Source organism: Micromonospora sp. NPDC049903 (assembly GCF_044460945.1).
Classification (GTDB): Bacteria; Actinomycetota; Actinomycetes; order Mycobacteriales; family Micromonosporaceae; genus Micromonospora.
In genome coordinates this window covers 91,539-114,513 of record NZ_JBITKL010000021.1, presented here as the reverse complement: position 1 = coordinate 114,513, position 22,975 = coordinate 91,539, and the positions used below count along the sequence as shown (strand labels likewise).

General features: G+C 72.0%; 20 protein-coding genes and 1 pseudogene. 5 read left to right on the top strand and 16 right to left on the bottom strand.

Translation table 11 applies throughout. From position 1 onward, the window contains the following. Positions 1-233 (top strand): annotated as a pseudogene (locus ACIBO1_RS25495) (hypothetical protein); the annotation flags it as partial. A gap of 113 nt (positions 234-346) precedes the next feature. Next, positions 347-1,198: a pyridoxal kinase PdxY gene (pdxY, locus tag ACIBO1_RS25490; RefSeq protein WP_350694592.1), complete on the top strand. Its 852-nt coding sequence runs from the start codon at positions 347-349 to the stop codon at positions 1,196-1,198. A 133-nt stretch (positions 1,199-1,331) separates the two neighbouring features. On the opposite strand, the gene ACIBO1_RS25485 is transcribed toward pdxY, so the two are convergent. The 7 genes from ACIBO1_RS25485 to ACIBO1_RS25455 form a co-directional block, all read right to left on the bottom strand. Continuing rightward, entirely contained in the window at positions 1,332-3,722 is a 2,391-nt protein-coding gene (locus ACIBO1_RS25485) for a WD40/YVTN/BNR-like repeat-containing protein (RefSeq protein WP_396750743.1), read from the bottom strand. A 122-nt stretch (positions 3,723-3,844) separates the two neighbouring features. Beyond that, entirely contained in the window at positions 3,845-4,312 is a 468-nt protein-coding gene (locus ACIBO1_RS25480; protein ID WP_396750741.1) for a hypothetical protein, read from the bottom strand. Positions 4,313-4,329: 17 nt separating this feature from the next. Beyond that, positions 4,330-5,205: a carbohydrate ABC transporter permease gene (locus tag ACIBO1_RS25475; protein ID WP_396750739.1), complete on the bottom strand. Its 876-nt coding sequence runs from the start codon at positions 5,203-5,205 to the stop codon at positions 4,330-4,332. Next, on the bottom strand, positions 5,202-6,200 hold the full coding sequence (locus ACIBO1_RS25470) for an ABC transporter ATP-binding protein (RefSeq protein WP_396750737.1): 999 nt from the start codon (positions 6,198-6,200) through the stop codon (positions 5,202-5,204). The genes ACIBO1_RS25475 and ACIBO1_RS25470 overlap by 4 nt, the downstream gene beginning before the upstream one ends. Further along, a complete protein-coding gene (locus tag ACIBO1_RS25465) occupies positions 6,197-7,483 on the bottom strand; it encodes an ABC transporter substrate-binding protein (RefSeq protein WP_396750735.1) in 1,287 nt (428 codons plus the stop codon). Before ACIBO1_RS25465 ends, ACIBO1_RS25470 begins: the two co-directional genes overlap by 4 nt. Then, positions 7,480-8,313 (bottom strand): carbohydrate ABC transporter permease, encoded by an 834-nt coding sequence (locus ACIBO1_RS25460; protein ID WP_396750733.1) that lies wholly within the window; start codon positions 8,311-8,313, stop codon positions 7,480-7,482. Before ACIBO1_RS25460 ends, ACIBO1_RS25465 begins: the two co-directional genes overlap by 4 nt. A 133-nt stretch (positions 8,314-8,446) precedes the next feature. Continuing rightward, positions 8,447-9,676: a PucR family transcriptional regulator gene (locus ACIBO1_RS25455; RefSeq protein ID WP_396750731.1), complete on the bottom strand. Its 1,230-nt coding sequence runs from the start codon at positions 9,674-9,676 to the stop codon at positions 8,447-8,449. Positions 9,677-9,831: 155 nt separating this feature from the next. Between ACIBO1_RS25455 and ACIBO1_RS25450 the strand changes: the two genes are divergently transcribed. Continuing rightward, positions 9,832-10,941: a DegT/DnrJ/EryC1/StrS family aminotransferase gene (locus tag ACIBO1_RS25450; protein ID WP_396750729.1), complete on the top strand. Its 1,110-nt coding sequence runs from the start codon at positions 9,832-9,834 to the stop codon at positions 10,939-10,941. Between the two features lie 15 nt (positions 10,942-10,956). Here the strand turns inward: ACIBO1_RS25450 and ACIBO1_RS25445 are convergent, their stop codons facing one another. The 3 genes from ACIBO1_RS25445 to ACIBO1_RS25435 form a co-directional block, all read right to left on the bottom strand. Continuing rightward, complete coding sequence (locus tag ACIBO1_RS25445; RefSeq protein WP_396750727.1) at positions 10,957-11,673, bottom strand: class I SAM-dependent DNA methyltransferase; 717 nt, start codon at positions 11,671-11,673, stop codon at positions 10,957-10,959. A gap of 225 nt (positions 11,674-11,898) precedes the next feature. Next, complete coding sequence (locus ACIBO1_RS25440; protein ID WP_396750725.1) at positions 11,899-12,264, bottom strand: VOC family protein; 366 nt, start codon at positions 12,262-12,264, stop codon at positions 11,899-11,901. A 274-nt stretch (positions 12,265-12,538) separates the two neighbouring features. Beyond that, on the bottom strand, positions 12,539-13,204 hold the full coding sequence (locus tag ACIBO1_RS25435; protein ID WP_191088645.1) for a hypothetical protein: 666 nt from the start codon (positions 13,202-13,204) through the stop codon (positions 12,539-12,541). Positions 13,205-13,467: 263 nt separating this feature from the next. On the opposite strand from ACIBO1_RS25435, the gene ACIBO1_RS25430 reads away from it, so the two are divergent. Together ACIBO1_RS25430 and ACIBO1_RS25425 are read left to right on the top strand one after the other, a co-directional pair. Next, a complete protein-coding gene (locus tag ACIBO1_RS25430) occupies positions 13,468-14,676 on the top strand; it encodes a methyltransferase domain-containing protein (protein WP_396750723.1) in 1,209 nt (402 codons plus the stop codon). Further along, positions 14,669-16,093 (top strand): NDP-hexose 2,3-dehydratase family protein, encoded by a 1,425-nt coding sequence (locus tag ACIBO1_RS25425; protein WP_396750721.1) that lies wholly within the window; start codon positions 14,669-14,671, stop codon positions 16,091-16,093. The genes ACIBO1_RS25430 and ACIBO1_RS25425 overlap by 8 nt, the downstream gene beginning before the upstream one ends. Before the next feature lie 143 nt (positions 16,094-16,236). Here the strand turns inward: ACIBO1_RS25425 and ACIBO1_RS25420 are convergent, their stop codons facing one another. The 6 genes from ACIBO1_RS25420 to ACIBO1_RS25395 are packed head-to-tail and all read right to left on the bottom strand — an operon-like array spanning position 16,237 to position 22,974. Further along, on the bottom strand, positions 16,237-17,025 hold the full coding sequence (locus tag ACIBO1_RS25420; RefSeq protein WP_396750719.1) for a DNA-binding response regulator: 789 nt from the start codon (positions 17,023-17,025) through the stop codon (positions 16,237-16,239). After that, positions 17,022-17,996 carry a DUF1702 family protein gene (locus tag ACIBO1_RS25415; RefSeq protein ID WP_396750717.1) on the bottom strand — a complete coding sequence of 325 codons (975 nt, stop codon included), beginning with the start codon at positions 17,994-17,996 and terminating at the stop codon, positions 17,022-17,024. Before ACIBO1_RS25415 ends, ACIBO1_RS25420 begins: the two co-directional genes overlap by 4 nt. Beyond that, positions 17,993-19,189 (bottom strand): glycosyltransferase, encoded by a 1,197-nt coding sequence (locus ACIBO1_RS25410; protein ID WP_396750715.1) that lies wholly within the window; start codon positions 19,187-19,189, stop codon positions 17,993-17,995. Before ACIBO1_RS25410 ends, ACIBO1_RS25415 begins: the two co-directional genes overlap by 4 nt. 58 nt (positions 19,190-19,247) lie before the next feature. Next, on the bottom strand, positions 19,248-20,948 hold the full coding sequence (locus tag ACIBO1_RS25405) for an FAD-dependent oxidoreductase (protein WP_396750713.1): 1,701 nt from the start codon (positions 20,946-20,948) through the stop codon (positions 19,248-19,250). 2 nt (positions 20,949-20,950) lie between these two features. Further along, complete coding sequence (locus ACIBO1_RS25400) at positions 20,951-21,964, bottom strand: NAD-dependent epimerase/dehydratase family protein (RefSeq protein ID WP_396750711.1); 1,014 nt, start codon at positions 21,962-21,964, stop codon at positions 20,951-20,953. Continuing rightward, complete coding sequence (locus ACIBO1_RS25395; protein WP_396750709.1) at positions 21,961-22,974, bottom strand: class I SAM-dependent methyltransferase; 1,014 nt, start codon at positions 22,972-22,974, stop codon at positions 21,961-21,963. Before ACIBO1_RS25395 ends, ACIBO1_RS25400 begins: the two co-directional genes overlap by 4 nt. Position 22,975 lies beyond the last annotated feature (1 nt).

The following is a 22,975-nucleotide window of genomic DNA, read 5'->3' as shown; positions in this document are numbered from 1 at the left end:
GGGACACCGGGCTGGTCAGTGAGGGTGAAGAGGTCGTGACGGTGTTGGACGAGCCGACGCAGCCGGGCAACAACGTGGGTCTGGTCGACCAGGAGTTGTTGGTCTCGACGTTCGACTCGGGTGCGGTCGCGGGTGGGGCGTACTCGGTCGACGCGGACCTGTTCCTGCGGACCCCGGCTGACGTGGCCGCGGGTGAGTACACCTCGACGTTGACCCTGTCCCTGTTCGAGTAGGACCGGCTGGGTGGGGGTTGCCACACGGCGGCCCCCACCCGGCGCACGGCCGTGACCTGGCCGAAGGGCGACCCCTGCGGCGACGGGGGAGCGGTAGGCGCGATGATGGACGGGTGAAGATCCTGTCGATCCAGTCCTCGGTCGCCTACGGCCACGTCGGCAACTCGGCCGCCGTGTTCCCGCTGCAACGGCTCGGGCACGAGGTCTGGCCGGTGCTGACCGTGCACTTCTCCAACCACACCGGCTACGGCGCCTGGCGCGGACCGCTGCTCGCGCCCGCCGACGTCGCCGAGGTGATCGCCGGCATCGCCGACCGTGGGGTGCTCGGCGACGCCGACGCGATCCTCTCCGGCTACCAGGGCGACCCGGCGATGGGCGCGGTGATCCTCGACGCCGTGACCCTGGTCAAGACCGCCAACCCGGACGCCGTCTACTGCTGCGACCCGGTGATGGGCGACGTCGGCCGAGGCATGTTCGTCCGGCCCGGCATCCCCGAGTACCTGCGCGACGTGGTGGTGCCCCGAGCCGACATCGTCACCCCGAACCAGTTCGAGCTGGAGTTCCTCGCCGGCCGGTCGACGCACTCGCTCGACGACGTGCTGGCGGCGGTCGACGTGGTGCGCGCCACCGGTCCCCGCCACGTCCTGGTCACCAGCGTGCTGCACGGCGACGCGCCGCCCGACTCGCTGGAGGTGGTGGCCGTCTCCGACGAGGGCGCCTGGGCGGTGACCACGCCACTGCTGCCGATCAGCCCGAACGGCGGTGGCGACGTCACCGCCGCGCTCTATCTGGCGCACCTGCGCAGCACCGGATCGCCCGCGACGGCGCTGGAACGCACCACCGCCTCGATCTTTGCGGTGCTGGAGGCGACCCTGGCGGCCGGCACCCGCGAACTGCAACTGGTCGCCGCCCAGGAGGCGATCGCCGACCCACCGGCCCGGTTCCCCGCCCGCCGGTTGCGGTGACCGCAGCGCACCACTGCCGGTGACCGCAGCACACTGGTCGTGGTGACCCCAGCACCGGAGGCCACCTCCCCTGGCTCGTGGGGAGGTGGCCTCCGGCGGGACCGGGGCCGGGGGAGGACGGCCTCCGGTCCGCCTAACCGGCGCGGCAGGACGCCAGGACGCCCACCACGCCGACCCCCGGGTCACGCACCGGCAGTCGGGTGGACGCGGCCGGGCAGCGGGGGACCGTGAGGTCGTAGATGCCCCGACCGAACGTCGCCGCCGTGAGCTGCCGCGACGGCTCGTGGTACCGCAGGTACATCACCGCCGCCTTCGGCAGGGCGGTGCCGAGCGCGGCCCACTCGCCGCCGTTCCACGCCGACACGAACACGCCCACGTCGGTGCCGACCAGCAGCAGGCCGTCGGCCGTCGGGATGACCGAGTTGACCGGCGCGTCGGGCAGGCCCCGTCCGATGTCGGTCCAGGTCCGGCCGCCGTCGCGGGTCATCATCACGTGCGCCCGGTCGCTGCCGGACCGGAAGGCGGAGAAGGTGGCGTACGCGACGTTCGCGTCCCGGGGGTTGACCGCCACCCGGGTGACCCAGGTGCCGGGCAACTGGGCCGGGTCGACCTGCTGCCAGGTCGCGCCGAGGTCACGGGTCCACCAGAGCCGGCCGTCGTCGGTGCCCACATAGAGCGTGGCGCTGTCGCTCGGCGCGGCGGCGACGGTGGTGATCGTGCCCCACGGGTAGCCGGACGGGTCGTTGGGGCCGCCGCCGGTCAGGTCCGGGCTGATCGCCGTCCAGGTCCGGCCGTTGTCCGTCGACCGGTTCACGATGTTGCCGGCGTAGTACATGACGTTCGGATCGTTCGGGTCGAACTGGAGCGGGGTCAGCCAGTTGCGCCGCTGCGAGGTGGTCTGGCCGGTCCCGATCGACTGGCGCGGGGTGCCGCCCGCGTTCTCCGACCGGTAGCAGGCGCCGTACTGGCTGCACCCGAAGACGATGTTCGGGTTCTCCGGGTGGATCAGGGTCTGCAACCCGTCACCGCAGCCGATCGCGTTCCACGGGCCGCCGACGCCGTTGTAGCCCCGGTTGCAGCCGTTGTCCTGGGTGCCGCCGACCTTCAGGCTCGGATCGGTCTGCGCCACGTCGACGGTGTAGAACTGGGTGTACCGCTCGTCGACGGCCTTCACCCACCCGCCGGTGCCGTTGGTCTGGGAGCGGTAGACGCCACCGTCGTTGCCCAGATAGACCCGGTTCGGCACCTTCGGGTCCCAGCGCATCACGTGCTGGTCGGCGTGCACCCCGCCGACGGAGGAGAAGCTCCGTGCGCCGTTGGTCGAGCGCATCAGGTTGACGCCCATCAGGAACACGTGGTCCGCGTCGCCCGGATCGACGAAGATCTTCCCGAACCACCAGCTGAACGTCGACTGCGACGCCTGGCTGGTGCTGACCGGCGTCTGCGTCCAGGTGTCGCCGCCGTCGTCGGAGCGGTAGAACGCCCGGAACGGGCCGAGGGCGGTACCCACGTACGCGTACAGGCGCTGCGGGTCGCTCGGTGCCAGGGTGAGCCCCCAGCGGCCCTGGTCGGCGTCGGTGGGCAGGCCGGTGGTCATCCGCGCCCAGGTCTCGCCGCCGTCGTCGGAGCGCCACAGGCTGGAGCCCGGACCCCCGTACGTGCGCTGGTGCGGCTCGCGCAGGTGGTCCCACATCGCGGCGTACACCCGGTCGGGATCGGTCGGGTCGATCACGACCTCGGTGGCGCCGGTGGTGTCGTTCGGCGGGGCGAGCACCTGCCGCCAGGTGTCCCCGCCGTCGTCGGTCAGGTAGACCCCGCGCTCGCCACCGGGCACGAACAGGTTGCCGCTGGCCGCCGCGAAGACGCGGTCCTCGTCGCTCGGGTCGACGGCGAAGCGCCCGATGGCGTGGCTGTCGGCCAGGCCGACGCGTTGCCAGGTCGCGCCCCGGTCGGTGGAGCGGTAGACACCGTCACCGCCGAAGGTGATCGACCCGCCGCCCGGCTGCGCCTCACCGGTGCCGGCGAACAGGACCCCGTCGCTGGTCATCGCGATCGCGCCGATGGCCTGCGCCCAGCCGTCCGGCCAGGCCGGGGTGAAGGTGGCCCCGGCGTCGGCGGAGCGCCACACCCCACCCGAGGCGGCGGCGATGAAGATCTGGTCGGGGACCTGCGGATCCACCGCGATGTCGACCACCCGGCCACCGATGTTGGCCGGGCCGAAGAAGGACCAGGGACGTTCGGCCAGGGGGCGGTAGGCGCTGCGGGTCCGGGTGGCGAGCCGGTCGGCCTCGCCGCGGGCCTGGGTGTACTTGACGACCGACAGGTCCCGGCTGCCGTCGCTCATCCGCTGGGCGGTCATCCACTCGTCGGGGACCTCCATCGGTCCGGTGGGATAGCTGGTGGCCAGCGACGGGGCGGCCGGTGGGACGGTGGCGGACGACGCCGTCAACGCGACCGTGGCGAGCAGCGCGACCAGCGCCGTCGCCGTCAGCCCGCGATGTCGCCGGACGAAGGTGGCCCTCATGCGGTCTCTCCTGATCCGAGCGCGGAAAGTGCTGTGTGCGCAGGCTAGACAGGAGATCGGCGAACGTCACCGAGCAGGTGTCGGGAAACGCGTCGTCCGGTTAGGACATCTGTCGAGGTCGATCAGCTGCCGCTGCGGAACTCGGGCAGTCCGGCGTCGTCGGAGTCCGGGCCGACCATCACGGTGAGCGTGCTGCCGTCGGCGCAGAGCGCCGAGGCCCGCAGGTACATCCGGCGCTGTTCGGCCCGGGTCAGCACCTCGGTCTCGAAGATCTCGTCCTCGATCTTCAGCAGGTCCACGTCGGCCCGCTGCTCGTAGTGCGCGCGGACGTCCAGCGGCGACATCCGGACGGTCGCCTCCACCGTGGTCAGCACGCCCTGCCGCACCACGGCGGTGACCCGGGCGCCGTCGGGCAGCACCAGGCCGGGCACGTCCGCCTCGACCTCCGGGTCCTCGTCCAGCGGCACCCGGTCGCAGCTGGGCAGGTTCGCCAGCAGGTCCCGTGGTCCGCCGTCGGGCGTCTCGGCACCGCCGCAGGCGGCCAGCACCGGCAGCAGCACGACGGTGACGGCGAGGTGACGCAATCTCACCGCAGCAGGATGCCAGCTCATCGGGGTACCCGCCAGCGGCGGACGGCGAGCAGCAGCCCGGTGATGATGGTCGCCGTGATCAGCATCAGCACGATGGTGACCAGCGAGCCGTACGCGAAACCGGAGAACTCGAAGGCCTGGTCGAAGATGTAGACCGGCAGGTAGAGCGTGGCGTTGGCCGGCCGCCCGTCGGTGAGCACGTACGCCGGGACGAAGTTCACCTGGAGGGTGAGCACGATGTCCCGCACCGCCAGCAGCACCAGCACCGGGGCCAGCAGCGGCAGGGTCAGTCGACGCAGTTGCCCGAACGGCCCGCACCCCTCCAACGCCGCCGCCTCGTACCACCGACCGGCGAGCAGCCGCCGGGCGGCCAGCACCACCACGAAGCCCTCGCCGATCGGGAACGCGAGCATCAGCACCACGCCCACCCGGGCCGTGGTCGGGTCGGCCAGCCAGTTGTAGCCGTCGTGCCCGAACAGCCCGAGCACCTGGTTCAACGGCCCGTAGAGCGGGTTGAGCACCCAGAGGAACAACACCGCCAGCGCCACGTCCGGCACCACCGTGGGCAGGTACACGGCGGTCCGGAACCAGCGACCGCCGACGCGCGGGGCGGCGAGCAGCAGACCCAGCCCGACCGCCGCGACGAACCGCAGCGGCACGGCCAGCGCCACGTGCACCAGCGACGCCTCCAGGCTGTCCAGCAGGAACCGGTCGTCGAGCAGTCGGCGGACGTTGGCCAACCCGACGAACTGCGGATCACGGGTCAGGCCGGTGTGGTCGGTGAACGCGTACCCGACGTTGAGCAGCGCCGGCACCGCGATCAGCAGGACCACCGCGACCGCGTACGGGGCGAGGAACACCCAGCCGGTCAACGACGTGCGGGTACGCCTCACCGGCGCCGCCCGTCGGCCGCGTCGAACAGGTGGCGCCGGTCGACCCGCAGCCGGATCTCGTCACCGGGCCCGACACCGGGGCGGGGACCGGTGCGGACGGTCAGCCGGGTGCCGTCCGGGCAGCGGGTCAACAGGATCGCCTCGCTGCCCAGCGCCTCGACCGCCTCGACGGTGGCGCCGACCGGTCCGGCGTCGTCGCGCACCAGGTCCTCCGGGCGTACGCCGACGGTCAGCGTCGGATCGCCGCCGAGCACACCGCCGCCGGGGACCAGGTTCATCGGCGGGCTGCCGAGGAACCCGGCGACGAAGGTGTCGGCCGGTGCGTCGTACACCTGCTGCGGCGGGCCGACCTGCCGGATGCGCCCGTCCGCCAGCACCACCACCCGGTCGCCGAGGGTCATCGCCTCGTGCTGGTCGTGCGTCACGTGCACGGTGGTGGTGCGCAGCTCCCGGTGCAGGGCGAGCAGGTCAGCCCGGGTGGCGAACCGCAGCGGCGCGTCCAGGCTGGCCAGCGGCTCGTCCAGCAGATAGACGCTGGGATCGCGCAGCAGCGCCCGGGCCAGCGCCACCCGTTGCCGCTGGCCGCCGGACATCTGGTCCGGGTAACGGTCGAGCAGGTCGGCGATGCCCAACCGCTCGGCGGCGGCCCGGGTCCGCCGGTCCGCCTCGGCGCGCCGCACCCGGCGTACCCGCAGCCCGAAGGTGAGGTTGCCGTGCACGGTGAGGTGCGGGAACAGCGCGTAGTCCTGGAACACCATGGCCACCGCGCGGCGGTGCGGCGGCACCGTGGCGACGTCGACCCCGTCGAGCAGGATCCGACCCCCGTCCGGCCGGTCCAGCCCGGCGATCAGCCGCAGGATGGTGGACTTGCCCGAGCCGGAGGGCCCGACCAGGGTGAGCAGTTCCCCGGCCCGGACCTCCAGGTCGACACCGTCGACGGCGACGGTGCGCCCGTACGTGCGGGTCAGCTCCTCCAGCCGGATGACACCCTTCACTTGCCCACCGGCAGGTCGAACAGCGGGCGGACGGTCTCCTCCAGCCGACGCAGCCCCTTCTCCCGCTCCACCCGGCCGTAGAACACCTCCTCCAGCAGGGTGTTCGTCTCCTTCTCGACGCGCGACCAGGTGCCGGTGCGGGGCGTGGCCCGCAGGTGCGGTTCGGCGTCGAGGAAGACCTGCGACGAGCGGGGCGCTCGGGCCGGATCGAGGAAGGCGGGGGAGTCGGCCACGTCGAGTCGGGACGGCACGGTCCGCCCCGACTCGGCCAGCACCCGCTGCCCGGTGGCGCCCATGGCGTACTCGATGAACCGCCACGCCGGCCGGTGGTCCGGCAGACCGGCGCTCATGCAGTACGCGTCGCTGTGCAGGATCGACGCCGGCACGCCACCGGGGGCCACCGGCAGTGGCGCGGCATCCCAGGTGAACCCGTCGATCGTCCGCAGGGTGGGCACGGCGACCCGGCTGTTGAGATACATGCCGAGCGTGCCGCGCAGGAAGCGGGCCTCGCTCGACTCGCTCTGCTCCTCCGCGTCCGGCGGCACGACGCCGTGGCGCAGCCGCAGGTCGAGGAACCAGTCCACGGCCGCGCGGGCGGCCGGGTCGTCGCGCAGCGTCAGCCGGGTCGGCCGATCCGGATGGTCGACCAGCTCGCCCCGGTTGGACCAGACGAACGGCGCCAGCCGCGCGACGGACGCCTCCACGCCCACCCCGTACCGGCCGTCGCGGGTCAGCGCCTTGCCGGCGGCGAGGAAGTCGTCCCACGTCCAGCCGGGGCGCGGGGTCGGCACACCGGCGGCGGCGAACAGGTCGGCGTTGTAGTAGACGACCAGCGAGGACAGGTTCTGCGGCAGGCAGGTCAACTCCTCGCCGTCGAACCGGAACGCGTCCAGGGCCCGGCTGCTGAAGTCGCTCTCCCGGATGGTGTCGCTGCCGTCCAGGTAGGACTGCGCCGGCTCGATCGCGCCCTGCGCCGCGAACTGCCCGTACCGGCGGTAGTTGAGCAGGAACACGTCCGGCGGGCGGCCCCCGGCGAACGAGGTGGTGAGTCGCGCCATCAGCTCGTCCTGGGTGGCGACGGGGGAGAGCGTGACCGGGACGTCGGGGTTCGCCGCGGTGAAACCGTCGACCAGGGTGTGGTAGCCGGCCACCTCCTCGGCGTCGCCGAACAGCACCACGGTGATGCCGCGGCGTTCCGCCGCCCGCTCGCCGGAGGTACAGCCGGCGGCGACGAGCAGGACGGTGAGCAGCGCCGCGCACGTGCGCCACCGGATCGGGGTCATCGGCGTCCTTTCGGTCGAAGCGCCGCCAACGGGTCGTCGGCGAGCAGGACCCGCTGGGCGAACAGGAAGACCAGCACGCACGGCGCGGTGGCGACCACGCTGCCGGCCATCAGCAGCGGCCAGTCCGTCGGGTTGAGCAGCAGCAGGAACCGCAGGCCCAACGGCCAGGTGTACCGGTCACCGCTGGTCAGATAGAGCAGCGGGTCGATGAAGTTGGACCAGTGGAAGGTGAAGGCCAGCACCGCGACCGCCAGCGTGGCCGGTTTGACCTGTGGCAGCGCCAACCGCCGCCAGATGGTCAGCCAGCCCGCCCCCTCCAGGCGGGCGGCCTGCAACTGGCTGTCGGGGATCCCGCCGAAGCTCCACGCGTACAGCAGCACGAGGAACGGGCTGACGGCCAGCGCCGCCGGAGCCAGCAACGGCAGGTACGTGTCGACCACCCCGGCCAGCCGGAACACCTCGAACCGGGTCGCCCAGACCGCCGTGACCGGCACCAGCAGCAGCACCAGCAGCCCGGTCAACGCCCGCCGCCGCCCGCCCCGGGACAGCAGCCGCAGCCCGAAGCCGCTCAGCGAGGCGACCAGCACGGTCAGCGGCACCGCCAGCGCCACCACCAGGGCGGAGTTCGCCAGATAGCGGAAGATCGGGATCAGCTCCGGCAGGCGGGTGTACGCGGCCGTGGTCGGCGCGGCCGGCCACCACTCCAGCGAGCGCGGTGGCGGGGCGCCGGTGGGGCGCAGCGAGCCGACCACCATGAACCACAGCGGGGCGACGAACACCAACGCGACCAGGGTGGGCAGCAGGTACCGGCCGAGCCAGCGTGCCCTCACCGCGTCGCCCCCTCCCCGCCGTCGCACCGGACGCCCCGGGTCCCGCCGAACCTATGGACCGCCGCGTCGACCGGTCATCGGTCACCTGTCGGAGATCTCCGCCTCCGGTTGCTACGCCTGTCGGAGTCGACCGTCACTCCTCGCCGCCGTGCCGCTCCGCCAGCCGGGCCAGTTTCAGCGCCAGGTGCAGGCAGAGCCGCTCGCCGCCGTCCTTGAGGTCGGTGCCGGCGAGCTCCTCGATGCGTTGCAGCCGGTAGTAGAGCGTGGTCCGGTGCAGTCGCAGGTCGGCGGCGGTGGCGTGGGCGTTGCCGGCCCGGTCCAGGTAGTGCTCCAGGGTGGTCAGCAGCGTGCGGTGGCCCGGCGTGGACACCAGCCGGGCCAGCCCCGGGTGGACGTCAGCCACCGTGAGCTGCTGCTCGCCGAGCCGGGCCAGCACCCGGTAGACACCCAGGCCGGACCAGGCGACCACCCGGCCCAACGCCGGCAGTTGCGCACCGACCCGGGCGGCGTGCAGCGCCTCGACGTACGACTCGACGACGTCGGCCAGCCGTGGCCTGGTCCGGCCGACCCCGACCACCGTCCGCTCCACGGAACCCAGGCTGCGGGTCACCTGTTGCAGGTCGTCGTCGAGTTGCCGTGCGGCCACCTCCGGCGTCGGCCGACCGGCGGCGGGTTCGGCCGGCAGCAGGAGCACCCCGTGGTCGTGCCGGACCAGGTGCAGCGCCTCCCGCGTACCGGCCCGACGGCGTGCGGCCACCAGCGACTGTTCCAGCGCGATCCGGGCCCGTTCGTCCGGCTGCCGTTCCTCGGGGGCGACGAGCCGGGCGACCAGCGCGGTCCGTGGTCCGTCGGCGTTGATCATCCCGGCCTCCAGCAGTGCCCGGACCGCCTGGTCGCGGCTGCCCGGACTGTCGGCGAGCAGGGTCCGGGCCGCCTCGGTCTCGCTCTGCGCGGCCAGCTCGCCGAGCAGGTTCTCCCGGTACAGCGCCAGCGACAGCTCCTTGAGCAGGCCGGTGGCCGCCAGGTCGACCTCGGTCATGGTCCCGTCGGGGTCGATGAACCAGACGAACCCGAGCAGCAGGTCGTGGTGACGCACCGGGACGCAGAGTCGGGGCAGCAGGTCCAGTTCCGGGCTGGCCGGTGTGCGTACCGCCCGGCGGGCGTCGGTGATGCCGAGGCCGCGCAGCCAGGCGATCACCTCCGGCGCGGTCTGCCGCCGCAGGATCGACGCGCGGCGGACCTCGTCCATCAGCCCGGTCTGTTCGCTGTAGACGACGACGCGTTGCCGCCGGTCCTCGATCAGTGCGGGACGGCCGACGTGGGCGGCGACCGCGTCGACGATGCGTTGCAACTCGCCCCGCACCGCACCCCCTCTCCCACGCCGTCCCGCCGGTTCCGGCGCACGGCATGATCGAATCTTGTCTACACCGGTGGAGAGCGTCGGGCCAGGCCCATTCGTTACGGATGCGTTTCCGCCCGCGCCCACCTCGACCGGTCGCGGCACTAGCCTTACCGACTATGAGCATCAACGTGTGGAGCTACCTCACCGAGTACGAGGCGGAACGCGAAGAGCTGCTCGAAGCTGTCGACAAGGTGTTCAGATCGGGTCAACTGGTGCTCGGGGCGAGCGTGCGGTCCTTCGAGACGGCGTTCGCCGCGAAGCATCAGCGCAGCCACTGCGTCGGTGTCGACAACGGCACGAACGCGCTGGTGTTGGCGCTGCGCAGCCTCGGTGTCGGGCCGGGGGACGAGGTGATCACCGTGTCGAACACGGCCGCCCCCACGGTCGTCGCGATCGACGCCGTCGGTGCGACCCCGACCTTCGTCGACGTACGGCACGACACGCAACTGATGGACGTCGGGCAGTTGGCCGCCGCCGTCACCGACCGCACCCGCTGCATCCTCCCGGTGCACCTGTACGGCCAGGCGGTCGACATGCGGACGGTGAGCCGGGTCGCCCAGGAGCGCGGGCTGGCCGTCCTGGAGGACTGCGCCCAGGCCCACGGGGCCCGTCAGGACGGCCGGATCGTCGGGTCGTTCGGTGACGCGGCGGCGTTCTCGTTCTATCCCACCAAGGTGCTCGGCGCGTACGGTGACGGCGGCGCCGTGGTCGTCGACGACGACCAGGTGGACGCCGCCCTGCGGCGACTGCGGTACTACGGCATGGCGGAGCGGTACTACGTCGTCGAGACGCCCGGGTTCAACAGTCGCCTCGACGAGGTGCAGGCCGAGATCCTGCTCCGGAAGCTCTCGCGGCTGGACCAGTACGTCTCGGCCCGGCGCGCGATCGCGGCCACCTACGACGAGGCGTTCGCCGGAACGGACCTCGGACTACCCACCGTGGTGCCCGGTAACGAGCACGTCTACTACCTGTACGTGGTGCGGCATCCCGCCCGCGACGAGATCATCCGACAGATGAAGGAGGCCGGGATCATGCTGAACGTCAGCTATCCGTGGCCGGTGCACACCATGAGCGGGTTCACACACCTGGGACAGGAGGTCTGCTCGCTGCCGGTCACCGAACGACTGGCGAACGAGGTCTTCTCGTTGCCGATGTACCCGACGCTGTCGGCGTCGGACCAGGCCCGCGTGATCGACGAGCTGCGCGCCGTCCTGTCTCGGCTGTGAACACCACCGGTCAGCTCACTGGTCGGCTCGCTCGAAGACCGAGATGACCAGTGGGCTGTCCGACTCGACCGGGGTCCGCTCCCAGTCGCACCAGCGCTCACGCAACCGCAGCCCGGCCAGCCGAGCCATCAGGTCGAGTTCCGCGGGCGATACCCCACGGCCGTCGAACGGGATGACACGCATCAGGTTCTCGCCGTAGATGATCTCGCGGATGTGGAACTGCTGCGACAGCGGGTCGACCTGGTAGGCCCAGAGCACGGTGGCGTTCTCGCCCAGGTGCGCGGGCATCACCCCGAAGTCGCCGGGTGCGCGGGCGAAGGTCTCCAGCACCAGCAGACCGTCGTCGGTCAGCATCTCGGCGGCGTTCAGGACGCACTGCGTCTGTGCGTCCTGGGTGGTCAGCAGCAGGAAGGTGTTGTCGAGACACGCGACGAGCCGGTACCGGCCGTCGACCGCGATCTGCGGCAGTTCGCTGAGCGCGGTCCGCACCGAGTCACCGCCGGGCTTGCCGGCCAGGGCCTTCAGCATCGCCGTCGAACTGTCCACACCGGTCACGGCGAGCCCGCGAGCGGCGAGGGGGATCGCGACCCGGCCGGTACCGACGCCCAGTTCGAGGACGGGCCCGCCCTCGGCCAGGTCGGCGAGGGTCGTCACCATCGAGTCGGGCGCCTCGGCGCCGTAGACGAAGTCGAAGAGTTCGGCGTAGCCCTCTCCGTACGTTTCTGCTGCCATGTCGGCTCCTGCCAGTGAGGGGTCGGGATTGAAATGCCCCGTGCACACATCAGCACACCCGACGGACCCTCCACAAGGGGCTGACATCGATCACCCGGAAACCACGCGGGGCACCCGAAACCCGATCCGTCGTGCGATCAGTTCCGAGTGCCCCGACCTGGTGAAACTGCCGGACGCGACGTCCGGCCACCATTCACACCCGTCAACGGGTGTCGTGCTGTGGTCCTATTCCGCCGGCGGCTCGTACTTCGGGTTCTCCCACACGAAGTTGACCTTGTTGCCGGCCGGGTCCACGATGTCGACCAGCTTGATGAAGTCGAAGTCCTGGATCTCGCCGGTGGGTACGCCCGCGCTGGCGAGGCTGGCGACATGGGCGTCGATGTCTTCCACACCGATCACGATGTTGGTCTTGCCGGTGGTCTCCGGATCCAGCGAGACCTGGATCCACGCGTTCTCCGCGATCTGCCACTCCGCGACGCCCTCCTGGGGCTCGACGTCGGGGTCACGCCCGATCCACTGCTTGTACCAGGCGACGGCAGCGGCGTGATCGGAGACCGGCAGAACCGCCGTGACACTCTTCAGGTTCGGCACGTTGGGCTGTCCCTTCAGTTGATTGCTCGTCAATTCCTACGCCGCGCTAGACGGTAGGCGAAGGTGTACGTTAGCAGCGTTTCATCCATTTCGCCTGGGTCGCCAGACGACAATGTCGCGTGTCGCGACCACGCGCAGACACACACTGTCGACAGTGTCCGTACTGGCCGGACCGGCGATCTCGCACCCGTGGCAGTGGGTGACCGCGAGCGCCGCCGCACCCGAGTACGGGGGTGCGGCGGCAGCGTCGAGCGAACCTCTGCCCGGTGTCGGGTCAGTCCGTGACCACCCGGCGCAGGGCGGTCTCGGTGAACACCTTGATGGCGACGACCTCGTTGTCGGCGTTCGCCATCGGAACGAGGCCCTCCTGGAAGTAGGAGAAGCCGATCGGCGGTACCTTGTTGACCGTCGCGAACATGTGCGCCGCGTCCGGGTTGTGCAGCGTACCGATCGGCGTCTCGACGGCCAGGAAGATCATCTGGTGGCTGCGCACCGTGTCACCGGCGGCGAAGTCGATCCCGAGCGGGATCTCCAGACGGCCGACCGACGGCGGCAGGTTGACGTCGAACGACCGCCCCACGCCGAGGGCCACCTTCTGCCCGGGGAACAGCACCTGACTGGTCGCCTCGGCCCGGTAGGACTTGATCTCGAGGTCGAGCCGGAGGGCGCCGTTGAGCGTGAGCACCGGGTCGTGGAGCTGGATGACGCAGGGCGACTCCGGGAACTCGAAACGCTCCCGCGGCATCGTCGTGTCGTTGGGGTCCTTGCCGGCGACGACCTCGATCGTGGTCTGTGCGATCGCGTGGTAGCCGCGGCTGCCGTCGGCGAAGGTGCGCCGAGGCGTCATGACCTCGAGCACCTGGCCGGCGCGGCCCCGCAGGGCGGCGGCCGGGTCGGCGATCTCGCTGGGGAGATCGCGGTCGAGCTCTTCGAGGAGCATGTCACCGATTTTGATCATCTCTTCGACCTTTCGTGCGAGTCGTCTTGACGGGTGTGATTGCTTCCGGTCGGCGGTTCGCTCGTAATCGCAACCCTAGGAGCGCATCGCGGAGCCGGGCACCGGCGAATCACGCCAGTCGATCCGACAGGCACGCCAGAAAACGTGGCGCACCTGGGACGCCGACCGGCGCGGCTGTGACTCGGTCGGGGTGATCCACGACGGGCGCCAGGCTGAGCCGGTGGTCAGCGCCTAGCATCCGCTACATGCCTTGCAGAGCCTGTGGCGACGCGGTGACGCAGTTCCTGGATCTGGGCCGGCAACCGCTGTCCGACGCATTCCGAATCCCCGACGATCCCTCCGAAGAGTTCTGGCTCCACCTCAGGGCCGTGGTGTGCCACGGTTGTCACGTCGTCCAACTCGCCGATCCGGTCCCGGTCGAGCGGATGTTCCACGAGGAGTATCCGTTCCGCACCTCGTCGTCGCGGCGCATGGCGTCCCATTTCGCCGCGACCGCCGAACGCCTCGTCGCGGGGTTGACCTCCCCGGATCCCTTCGTCGTCGAGATCGGCAGCAACGACGGCACCATGCTCGCCACCATCGCCGATCGCGGCATCCGACACCTCGGCGTCGACCCGGCCGCCAACATGGTGGACGAAGCGGTGGCCCGCCGGGTCAACGCCCGGGCGGAATGGTTCGACGCCGCCACCGCCGGCCGGATACGCGACGAGTTCGGCCCCGCCGACGTGGTGTACGCGGCGAACACGATGTGCCACATACCCGACCTGCGCGGTGTCTTCACGGGCCTGGAGACGTTGCTGGCCACAGACGGTGTCGTCGTCTTCGAGGATCCCTATCTCGGCGACGTGTTGCGTCTCGGCTCGTTCGACCAGATCTACGACGAGCACTTCTATCTCTTCTCGGCCACCTCGGTCGCGCGCATCGCCGAGTCGCACGGGTTCGCGTTGGTGGACGTCGAGCACCTCGGGGTCCACGGTGGAGAACTGCGCTACACGCTCGCCCGGGACGGGCGGCCCCCCGCGCCCGCCGTCGGCGCGCTGATCGCCGCCGAGGAGCGGGACGGGACGCACGACCTGCCTCGGCTGGAGGCGTTCGCGGCCGGCGTCGCCGACCGCCGGGAGCAGCTCCGGGACGTACTGGTGGCGGAGCGGAAGGCCGGCCGGAGCGTCGCGGGGTACGCCGCGACCGCGAAGAGCGCCACGGTCCTGAACTACTGCGGCATCGGGCCGGAACTGCTCCCCGTCGTCTACGACACCACGCCGGAGAAGCAGGGCCGCACGACTCCCGGGTCCCGCATCCCGGTCGAGCCGTTCCCGCAGGATCTCGCCGACTACCCGGACACCTTCCTGCTCTTCGCCTGGAACCACGCCGACGAGGTCGTCGCCAAGGAGCAGGAGTTCGTCGACCGGGGCGGCCGGTGGATCCGTTACGTGCCGGAGGTGCGGGTTGGTTGACCGTCGGGTGGCCACCCCGTCGCATCTCGTCGAGTCGCGTGCAGATCCGTCGCAGCTCGACGAGATACGACAGTGGCGAGAGGCGATGGGCCGCACCCGGTACGCGCGGCCGTCGAGACTTCCGCTCGATGCCGTACCGGGATGGAACACCGGCGTCGGGGAGGCGGCGCTCACGCATCGCAGCGGCCGGTTCTTCGCCGTCCGGGGGCACCGCGTGCGTACCGAGGACGGGCGGCACTCGTGGATGCAGCCGATGGTCGACCAGCCGGAGATCGGCCTGCTGGCGATCGCGGTGACACCCTCCGACCGGGGCTACGCGGCGCTCGTCCAGGCGAAGGCCGAGCCCGGCAACATCAACGGCATCCAACTGTCGCCGACCGTGCAGGCGACCCGGAGCAACCGGGAGCGGGTGCACGGCGGCCGACCGGTGCCGTATCTCGAACTCTTCGATCCCGCGACGGCCGACGTCATCGTCGACTCGCGGCAGTCCGAGCACGGCGGCGTCTTCTGGCGGAAGCGGAATCGGGTGATGATCGTCCGGACGCCGCGCTTCGAGCCGGGTGTCGGCTTCCGCTGGATCGAGCTCGCCGACCTGCTGGCGTTGCTCCATGACGACGACCTCGTGCACGCCGACACCCGTGCCGTCCTGGGGTGCGCGCCGTGGACGCTGCCCGGTGAGTTCGCCGTGTCCGGGGCGCGGTTGCCGGTCCTGCCCCGGACCCTGGCCGGTGCCGCCAGGTGCGACGTCCGGCCGCTGGCGCGCTGGCTCTCGGCCGAACGCGCCCGGCAGTCGTCCGTCTCCGTCCGTGTCGCCCTGCCGGACCTTCAGGGCTGGCGCCGGAGCGCCGACGCGCTCCGGCGCGACGACGGTACGGGTTTCGAGGTCGTCGCCGTCAGCGTCGACGCGGCCGGACGCGAGGTCGACCAGTGGTGCCAGCCGATGGTCCGGCCGGTGGGTCTCGGTGTGGTGGGCCTCGCCGTCGCGGACCGCGACGGTGAACTCCACCTGCTCATGCAGGCCCGTCCCGAGCCGGGCCTCGTGGACGACGTGGAGTTGGGTCCGACCGTGCAGATCGCGGGCGGCGAGACGCCACGGTCCGGCGCGGAGGCGGAGCTGCTGACCCTCCTGCTCGACAGCCCGGCGGAGGCGGTCCTGTTCGACGCGGTCCTCTCCGACGAGGGCGGACGCTTCCTGCACAGTCGCTGCCGGCATCTCGTCACGGTGGTCGACCACCACGACGCCCCGGCGGGCTTCCGGTGGTGCCCGGTCAGCGAGGTGATCGCCATGCTGGTGCACAGCCATCAGGTCAACATGCAGGCGCGCAGTGCGTTGGTGTGCCTGGTCGGCGCGGTGGCGGGGGAGTCGCTGTCGCGCCCGACCCCGCTGCGGCGCCCGGCCGCGCGGACCGCCGCGTGACGCCGCGGAGCGGCTGACCGCCCGCAGCGCTGGGCTCGGCGGCGGTGCGGCCCCCTTCGTCCGCAGGGCCGGCCACGGCACGGCTCGGCCTGCCACGGCGCTCGGGCACGATGTGGAAACCGGCCTCCGCGATCAGCCGGGCGTCACCGGCGGCTCGGGACCGCCGACACGGTCGCGGGAGGCTGCCGGTCCACACGGTGTGCGGAGTCGGCCAGGACCGCCCGGGGTGCGGTGCCGTTGCGGACGGCGGACCGGCTGTCGTCCGCCGCCCGCTGCCGCATGGCGTCCATGGAGCCGTCGAGGAGGCCGTGCCGCGCGGCGACCACCACGGCCTCGTGCCGGTTCGACACGCCGAGCGTGCGGTACAGCTCCTGGAGGTGCCGGAACATCGCCCGGGTCGAGAAGTTCTCGTGGCTGGCGAGCCGTTCGACACTCCATCCGCTGGCGAGCGCCGCGAGGCGCAGCACGTCGGACTCGTCCACCGACAGGTCCGCCTCGGTCCGTCCGGGGCGGCTGAGCAGGTCGACGGCGACCGCCCTGGGCAGCCGGACGGCACCGGCCCAGGTCGCTTCGAGCGCGGCCACGATCTCGTCCGGTGACGCCGCATAGTCGACGACACCCCAGGCACCGGCTTCGAGCGCGCGCCGGTAGTCGTCGGCGGCGGGGTCCACCAGCAGGGCGAGCAGTGCCACCGCGTCGTCGTGTGCCCGTAGCGCCGCGAGCACCTCGATGTCGGACTCGCTGCGGACGGAGAGCAGCACCGCGAGGCGGTACTCGGTCGGGTGGGCTGCATGACGAAAACGCCGGATCCAGGCGTAGCAGTCGCCCGGCTCGGCCGTCTCGTAGCCGGCGTTGTCGAGTTCGCGTGCGATGCCCTGCCGGTAGGCCGGGATCGGATCGCGGATGGCGCAGACGTGCCGGGGCTTGCTCATGCCGGTCGTCCAGGGAGCGGGAGTTCGGTGCGGAGCCGTCGCTGCCACGCCACGTAGCCGCCGTCGATGCTGGCGTCCCGTTCGGGTGGTTGCAGGCACCGGTCGGTGACCGTGGTGACCCAGGCGGCACTGGACCGGTCGAGCTGGTCGAGGAAGCTCTCGAAGCTGCGGGGTGACGCTTCCCGGCGCGCGGTCAGGCCGAACGCCAGCCCCTGGAAGTAGGCGCGTCGCTCGGACTCCTGATCCGAGGGCGCCTCCGGGACGCACCGCATCCGCCGCATCCCGGCGAACGCGGTCGCCAGGCCGAGACCGGCGTACAACTCCGGTCTCGACTGCGGTGCCAGCCGTGCGCACTGGTCCCGGAGAACCTCGGGGCGACCACCGGCGACGAACCAGAGCGCCCGACCGTGACCCTGCAACCAGAGCGTCTCGTACTCCGTTTCGGGGAAGGGGCAGGGCACGTCGAAACGCGGTGGCTTCGCCTTGAGGAAGCACGTCGCGAACGCCATGCCGTCGATGCCGAGGCCGGTGAAGAGACCGTCCTGACGCCAGAGCGGACTGCGTCTCATCGCCCGCGCGGCGAAGGGCCGCACGGCGTACCACCATCCCCAGCCGGCGAAGATCAGATACCGGTGGCCGGGCAGCGTGGCGAGCAGGTGGTGATGCGCGGTACGGGCCCGGCCCGGATACAGCGCTCCCGCCGCGGCGAGCGCCATCGCGGCGCCCTCCACATAGAAGGGGGCGAGATAGTCGTCCGCCATGCCGTCGAGTCGAGCGCGCACCGCCGCCGGATCGTACGTGCGCAGCGTGTCGTTGAAGCCGTACGCGAACTCGCGGCTGATCGCCCGGACGAGATCGCCCACGGCGGCGTCGACCGGCGTGAACAGCGCGAGCCGACGGTCCAGCCGCTCGTCGGTGAGTGCCATCCGGGCCGCGACGCGTGACCGTACCCGTTCGCCGGTGCCGGTCATCGGCGCGCGTTCTCGGCGTGGACCCGCTCGATGAACCCGACCGCCGCGTCGTCGATCGGCGGCACCGTCAGCGTCCGGGCCTGCAACCGGCGGGCCGCCCGCCGGTACGCCGGATCGCCGAGGACGGTGGTGGTCGCCGCCGCCACGTCCTCCGGGGTGAAACTCGTCCAGTCCAACTGCACGCCCATGCCGTGCTGCGTGAACCGCTCGGCGATCTCGAACGCGTCGAAGAGCAGCGGCACCGCGACGACGGGCACACCGTTGACGATCGCCTGGCGGGCGGTGGCCGGGCCGGCGTGGGTGAGCAGCATGTCGATGGAGCGCATGAGCAGCGCCTGCGGCACCCACTCGACGACGCGGACGTTGTCGGGCACCGGGACGCCTTCGATGATCTCCTTCCCGTGCCAGTCCAGCCCCTTGCCCGTGGAGACGATGACGTTCGCGTCGACGGCGCCCATGCCGGCGATCACCTTGGCCAGCGGCGGCCCGTAGGAGGGGATCGTCGAGGCCGCCGTGCCGAAACTGGCGTAGACCAGCGGGCGCCCGTCGTCAACCAGGTCCCCGATCCATTCCGGCAGCACCTCGCCGCGCCGGACGCCGTCCACCCGGACGGTGAACACGTTGGGCAGGTCGAGCTCCTCCGGCGCGAAGCTGGGGGACAGCATGTTGAGGTGTCCGTAGGCGTACTGCCGCAGGCCGTCCGGGTCCGGCGGCAGCCCGAACTGCTTGCGGCGGCGGTCGAGCGCGGCGACGACACCCTTGCCGAGCATCATGCCGTTGAAGTCGAGGACACCGACGGTGACGTGCGGCAGCCCGGCCCGCTCGGCGGCGAGGTATCCGCCGAGTTCGCCGGTGTCGCGCAGCACGATGTCGGGATTCCAGTCCGCGATCGCTCTGGCGACGTCCTCGCCCATCGCGACACACGCCTCTCCGCAGAACAGTTCGGCCATGAAGTTCTGCGTGAAGTCCTCCATCTCCTCGGGAAGGACGTCACCGTCGAGGCTGTCGAGGAAGTCGCCGACCCAATCCGGACCGGCGGTGATGTGCTCGATGCCGAGCGCCTCGACGGTGGCGGCGAAGCGCGCCGACACGGCGATGGCGACGTCGTGCCCGCACCGCTTCGCGGCCTCGGCGACGGGGATCATTTCCAGCAGGTGGTCGTGGGCCGGCAGACTGCAGAACAGCAACCTCATGGCGAGTCGTTCCTCCGTGGTGAGTGGTGCCGTGGGCGGTGGGTGGAGACGGGGCTCGTCATCGGCCGGCTCCGCCGCCCGCGAGACGAACGACGGCGAGATGCGCGGATTCCATCGCGCCGTCGAGGAAGGGATGGTCGATGACGTCGACGCCGGCGACGGCGATCCGTCCGACACCGTCGGCGAGCCGACGCTTGGCCTCGGTCGCGGCGCTGCCGTCGCCGGGACGGTCGCGCGAGGTGGCGTACCGCGCGTAGCCGTGCGGCCAGATCTCGACGCGGACGTCCACGATGTCGCGGTCGGCCACGAAACCACCGGGTGCGAGCGCCTCCGCCAGCAGACTCCGCAGTTCGGCGGCCATCTCCCGGCGTGCCGTGGCAGCGCGTAGCCGTCGACGCCCGGCGGCCGCACCGGCGGCGGGCGCGGTACCGGCCTCGGTGAGCGCGCCGAGCGCGGTCGCGGTCGTGGGGTCGTCGGGCGACGCGGACGGTGCGCAGGCGCCGATGGTGACCGGGAACTCCAGCCCGGCGATCTGCCAGGTGGGGTGGCCGGGCCAGGAGAGCCGGGAGATGCCGAGCGACTGCCAGGCACGCCAGTTCCGCACCGCGACGGAGGCCGACACGATCGGGTACCGGCCGAGGCAGGCGGCGGTGGCCCGCTGATCCGGCCCGAGTTCCGGGACGAGCCGCGCCGTGGCGTGGGCGGGGGCGGCGACGACGGCGGCGTGGGCCCGGTACGTGGTCGTGGCTCCACCGGCCGCTGTCACCTCGACCAGGACCGTGTCGGGACCGTCGTGGCGCAGCGCGGTGGCCGTGGCGTTCAGGCGGATCCGCACCTGGTTGTCCGGCCGGTCCAGCGCGTCGACGGACATCTCGGCGGTCAGCCGGTCGTCGACGGTGTCGGCGTCGAACAGGTCGGGGACCAAGTGATGGGCGAGCGCACGGGCGACGGTGGCGTTGCCGTCCGGGAACCGGAAGATCGGCGGGTCCAGGTGGGGGAAGAATCTCGCGCCGGTCCGGGTCAGTCCGTCCCACGGGTCGCCGCCGGGGCGGACACCGATCCCGTCCAGGCCCAAGTATCCGATCAGCGCGGCGTCCAGGGCGGGATGCTGGTCGAACGTCATGCCCGACTGCGCGGACGTGCTGTACCGCAGGAACCGGTGGGTGTCCTCGTCGAGCGCGGCGAAGTCGCGAAGCACCTCGTCACAGCTACGGCCTCGTAGTGCGGCGAGCTTCTCGTCGTCGGTCCTGCCGGCCAGCCAGTCGGTGGGTTCGTCGACGAGCGCGGCGACCTCCGGTCTGGCCCGTGGCGCGATCGGCGCGTCGGCGAAGTCGGCGGCGGCCGACGGGCCGTGGGCGACCAGGTGGCTTCGCCCCCAGATCGACGCGGCGAAGGCGAAGCCGTGCCCTCCGGCGCCCCGGTCGGTGTAGTGCGTCGCCACCGTGTCGGAGTGGAAGCGGTCGACGTCGACGCCGACGGTGGACAGCGCGGATCGTACGGCGGGGGCGAAGGCGGAGGGGAAGGTCAGTTCCTGTGCGCCGCCCGGCGAGACGAGTCGGCGGCCGTCGACGTCGAAGGTGTGCTGGATCGCGGGTCCGCCGATCCGCGGACCGGCCTCGACGATCAGCACCCGCGCGTCCCGGTCGACCTCGGTGACCCAGTAGAAGGCGGCCGACAGTCCGGCGACGCCACCACCGACGACGATCAGGTCGACGTCACTGGTGGGGTCGGTCGGCGACCCGGCGTCCGTGTTCGTCATGGTCAACCTCCTGCTCGCGGCGCGACGACGGTCAGCGGCCGACCCGACGGGTCGAGAGTCCACCGGAGACCGGCCGAGAACGTGCCCGGCACCCGCTGCTCGGCCCACTGGTCGCCGACGAGGGTGGCGAGGTCGGACCGTTGCGGCGTCCAGCCGAGCACCGCGCGGGCCGGACCCAGGTCGCAGGCGGGTCGGTCGTCGACGTCGGCGCGTACCGGCAGATGTCGGCGCGGCACCCGCCGTCGGGTGACGCGTTCCACGGCCGCGATGACGGCGTCGATCGTGGACAACCGGCCGCTGCCGATCTCGACGGCCCGGTAGCCCGCCACCGGTCGGCGGGCGGCGCAGACGACCGCCCGCGCGGCGTCGAGGACGTGCAGGTAGTCGCGGCCCGACGACCCGTCGCCGTAAACCTCGAACGGCCGGTTCTCGTCGGCGGCCCCAAGCGCCGCCGCGACGATGCCCCGGTCGGTCGGCGTGCGCGGCCCGCCGAGGGCGTTGAACCGCAACGAGACCCCGCAGCCGTACGCCTCGACGAGGCCCTCGGCGATCAGCTTCGACTCGGCATAGGCGGCCCGGTCGGAGTGTCGTCTGGTGTCCGTCGGGCCCAGGCCGTTGACCATCGCGGTCGACGCGAACACGACCCGGCATCCGCTGGTGGCGGCGACGGCGTCGAGGAGCAGGCGCGTCGCGTCGACGTTGCACCGCGCGTAGGTCAGGTCGGTACGTCGGCCGGGCTGCAACGGCGTGGCGGCGGCGAGATGGCAGACGGCGTCGACCTCGGCCACCGCCCTGCGCAACGCCCGACCCGTTCCCGCCCCCGCCACGCCGAGTTCCCGCCCGGGAAAGGTGGTGACGTGGTCACCGAGTGCGGCGAACCCCTCGGCGACCCACCTGCCGAGGACACCCGTCGCCCCGGTGACCAGGACCCGCACCGGACGCGCGGCGGCCTCCGCCTCGACGGCCGGTACGCGACCGAGGCCATCCGGTGCCCGCAGCGCCCCCCGTCCGTTCACCGCGCGGCCTCGGCGGCGGCGACGGCCACCATCACCAGTTCGGGGCCGGCGGTGTTGACCTGGATCTCCGCGTCGATCCCGGCGGCGTCGAAGTACGCCTGCCAGGCTGCCGCCGGATAGAAGCGGCTTCCCCGCCTCACGGCGTCGGCGGGCATCGGCAGGAGGTTGAAGATGAACTCCTGGTGCACGAGGTCGCCGGTGGCGCAGAGCGACTCGCTGAGCACCAGCGCGCCGCCGGGGCGGACCAGCGACCGGAGGTGGCGCAGAGTCGACGGGATGTCGGCGGCCACGTGCAGCGCGTTGACCGCGAGCACGACGTCGTGGCTTTCCGGAGCCAGGCCCTGGTCGTCGGCGAGGTCGAAGTCGAACCGGCGGAACTCCAGGCGTACCTGGGGCGGGGTGTTCCCGCTGTGCCTGCGACGGGCGCCGACCAGGAGGCTGGCGCTCATGTCGGTGACGGTGTAGTCGTAGGCGCCGCGAAGGTCGTCGGGCCACTGCGCCAGCAGGTGCGCGGTCGCACCGCCGGTGCCGGCGCCCACCTCGAGGATCCGGGTGCCGCCACCGGTCCGCAGGGTGTGGCTGACCGCCGCACCGGCGGCGGCGTTGAGCGGCCGGTACAGCAGGTTGTCGGACTGGAAGTAGCCGTGCCACAGCCGCATTCCCGGACCGGCGAGCAGGATCTTGCGGCCGGAGAAGGTGCCGTCCAGGAACCGGGGGTACGCGCCGGCGGCGTGGCGCAGCAGGTCGACCGTTGGCGCGTGGGCGTCCGTCGACGGGGCCGCCACCGGCGCGGGCCGGGCCAGTGTCCGGCGGTCGGCGGCCCGGCGTAGCCAGTCGACGCAGTGCCGCCGGTGGTCGTCGGTGGGGTCCACCGTCTCGGGATCGAGCGTGTCCAGGATCGACTGCGCGAGGTCGCCGGTCACCTGCCACGCGTCGGCGCACGCGTCGAGGTACGCCTCGTCCACGTAGGCGTCGACGTGGCCGGTCTGGGTCTGGGTCTGGTCGGCCATG

Excerpts from the sequence above, each read along its gene's own strand:
- ACIBO1_RS25395 (WP_396750709.1), bottom strand. The coding sequence starts at position 22,974 with ATGGCCGACCAGACCCAGACCCAGACCGGCCACGTCGACGCCTACGTG.
- ACIBO1_RS25445 (WP_396750727.1), bottom strand. The coding sequence starts at position 11,673 with ATGGCAGCAGAAACGTACGGAGAGGGCTACGCCGAACTCTTCGACTTC.
- ACIBO1_RS25450 (WP_396750729.1), top strand. The coding sequence starts at position 9,832 with ATGAGCATCAACGTGTGGAGCTACCTCACCGAGTACGAGGCGGAACGC.
- ACIBO1_RS25435 (WP_191088645.1), bottom strand. The coding sequence starts at position 13,204 with ATGCTCCTCGAAGAGCTCGACCGCGATCTCCCCAGCGAGATCGCCGAC.
- ACIBO1_RS25410 (WP_396750715.1), bottom strand. The coding sequence starts at position 19,189 with ATGAGGTTGCTGTTCTGCAGTCTGCCGGCCCACGACCACCTGCTGGAA.
- ACIBO1_RS25465 (WP_396750735.1), bottom strand. The coding sequence starts at position 7,483 with ATGACCCCGATCCGGTGGCGCACGTGCGCGGCGCTGCTCACCGTCCTG.
- ACIBO1_RS25485 (WP_396750743.1), bottom strand. The coding sequence starts at position 3,722 with ATGAGGGCCACCTTCGTCCGGCGACATCGCGGGCTGACGGCGACGGCG.
- ACIBO1_RS25430 (WP_396750723.1), top strand. The coding sequence starts at position 13,468 with ATGCCTTGCAGAGCCTGTGGCGACGCGGTGACGCAGTTCCTGGATCTG.
- ACIBO1_RS25405 (WP_396750713.1), bottom strand. The coding sequence starts at position 20,948 with ATGACGAACACGGACGCCGGGTCGCCGACCGACCCCACCAGTGACGTC.
- ACIBO1_RS25420 (WP_396750719.1), bottom strand. The coding sequence starts at position 17,025 with ATGAGCAAGCCCCGGCACGTCTGCGCCATCCGCGATCCGATCCCGGCC.
- ACIBO1_RS25415 (WP_396750717.1), bottom strand. The coding sequence starts at position 17,996 with ATGACCGGCACCGGCGAACGGGTACGGTCACGCGTCGCGGCCCGGATG.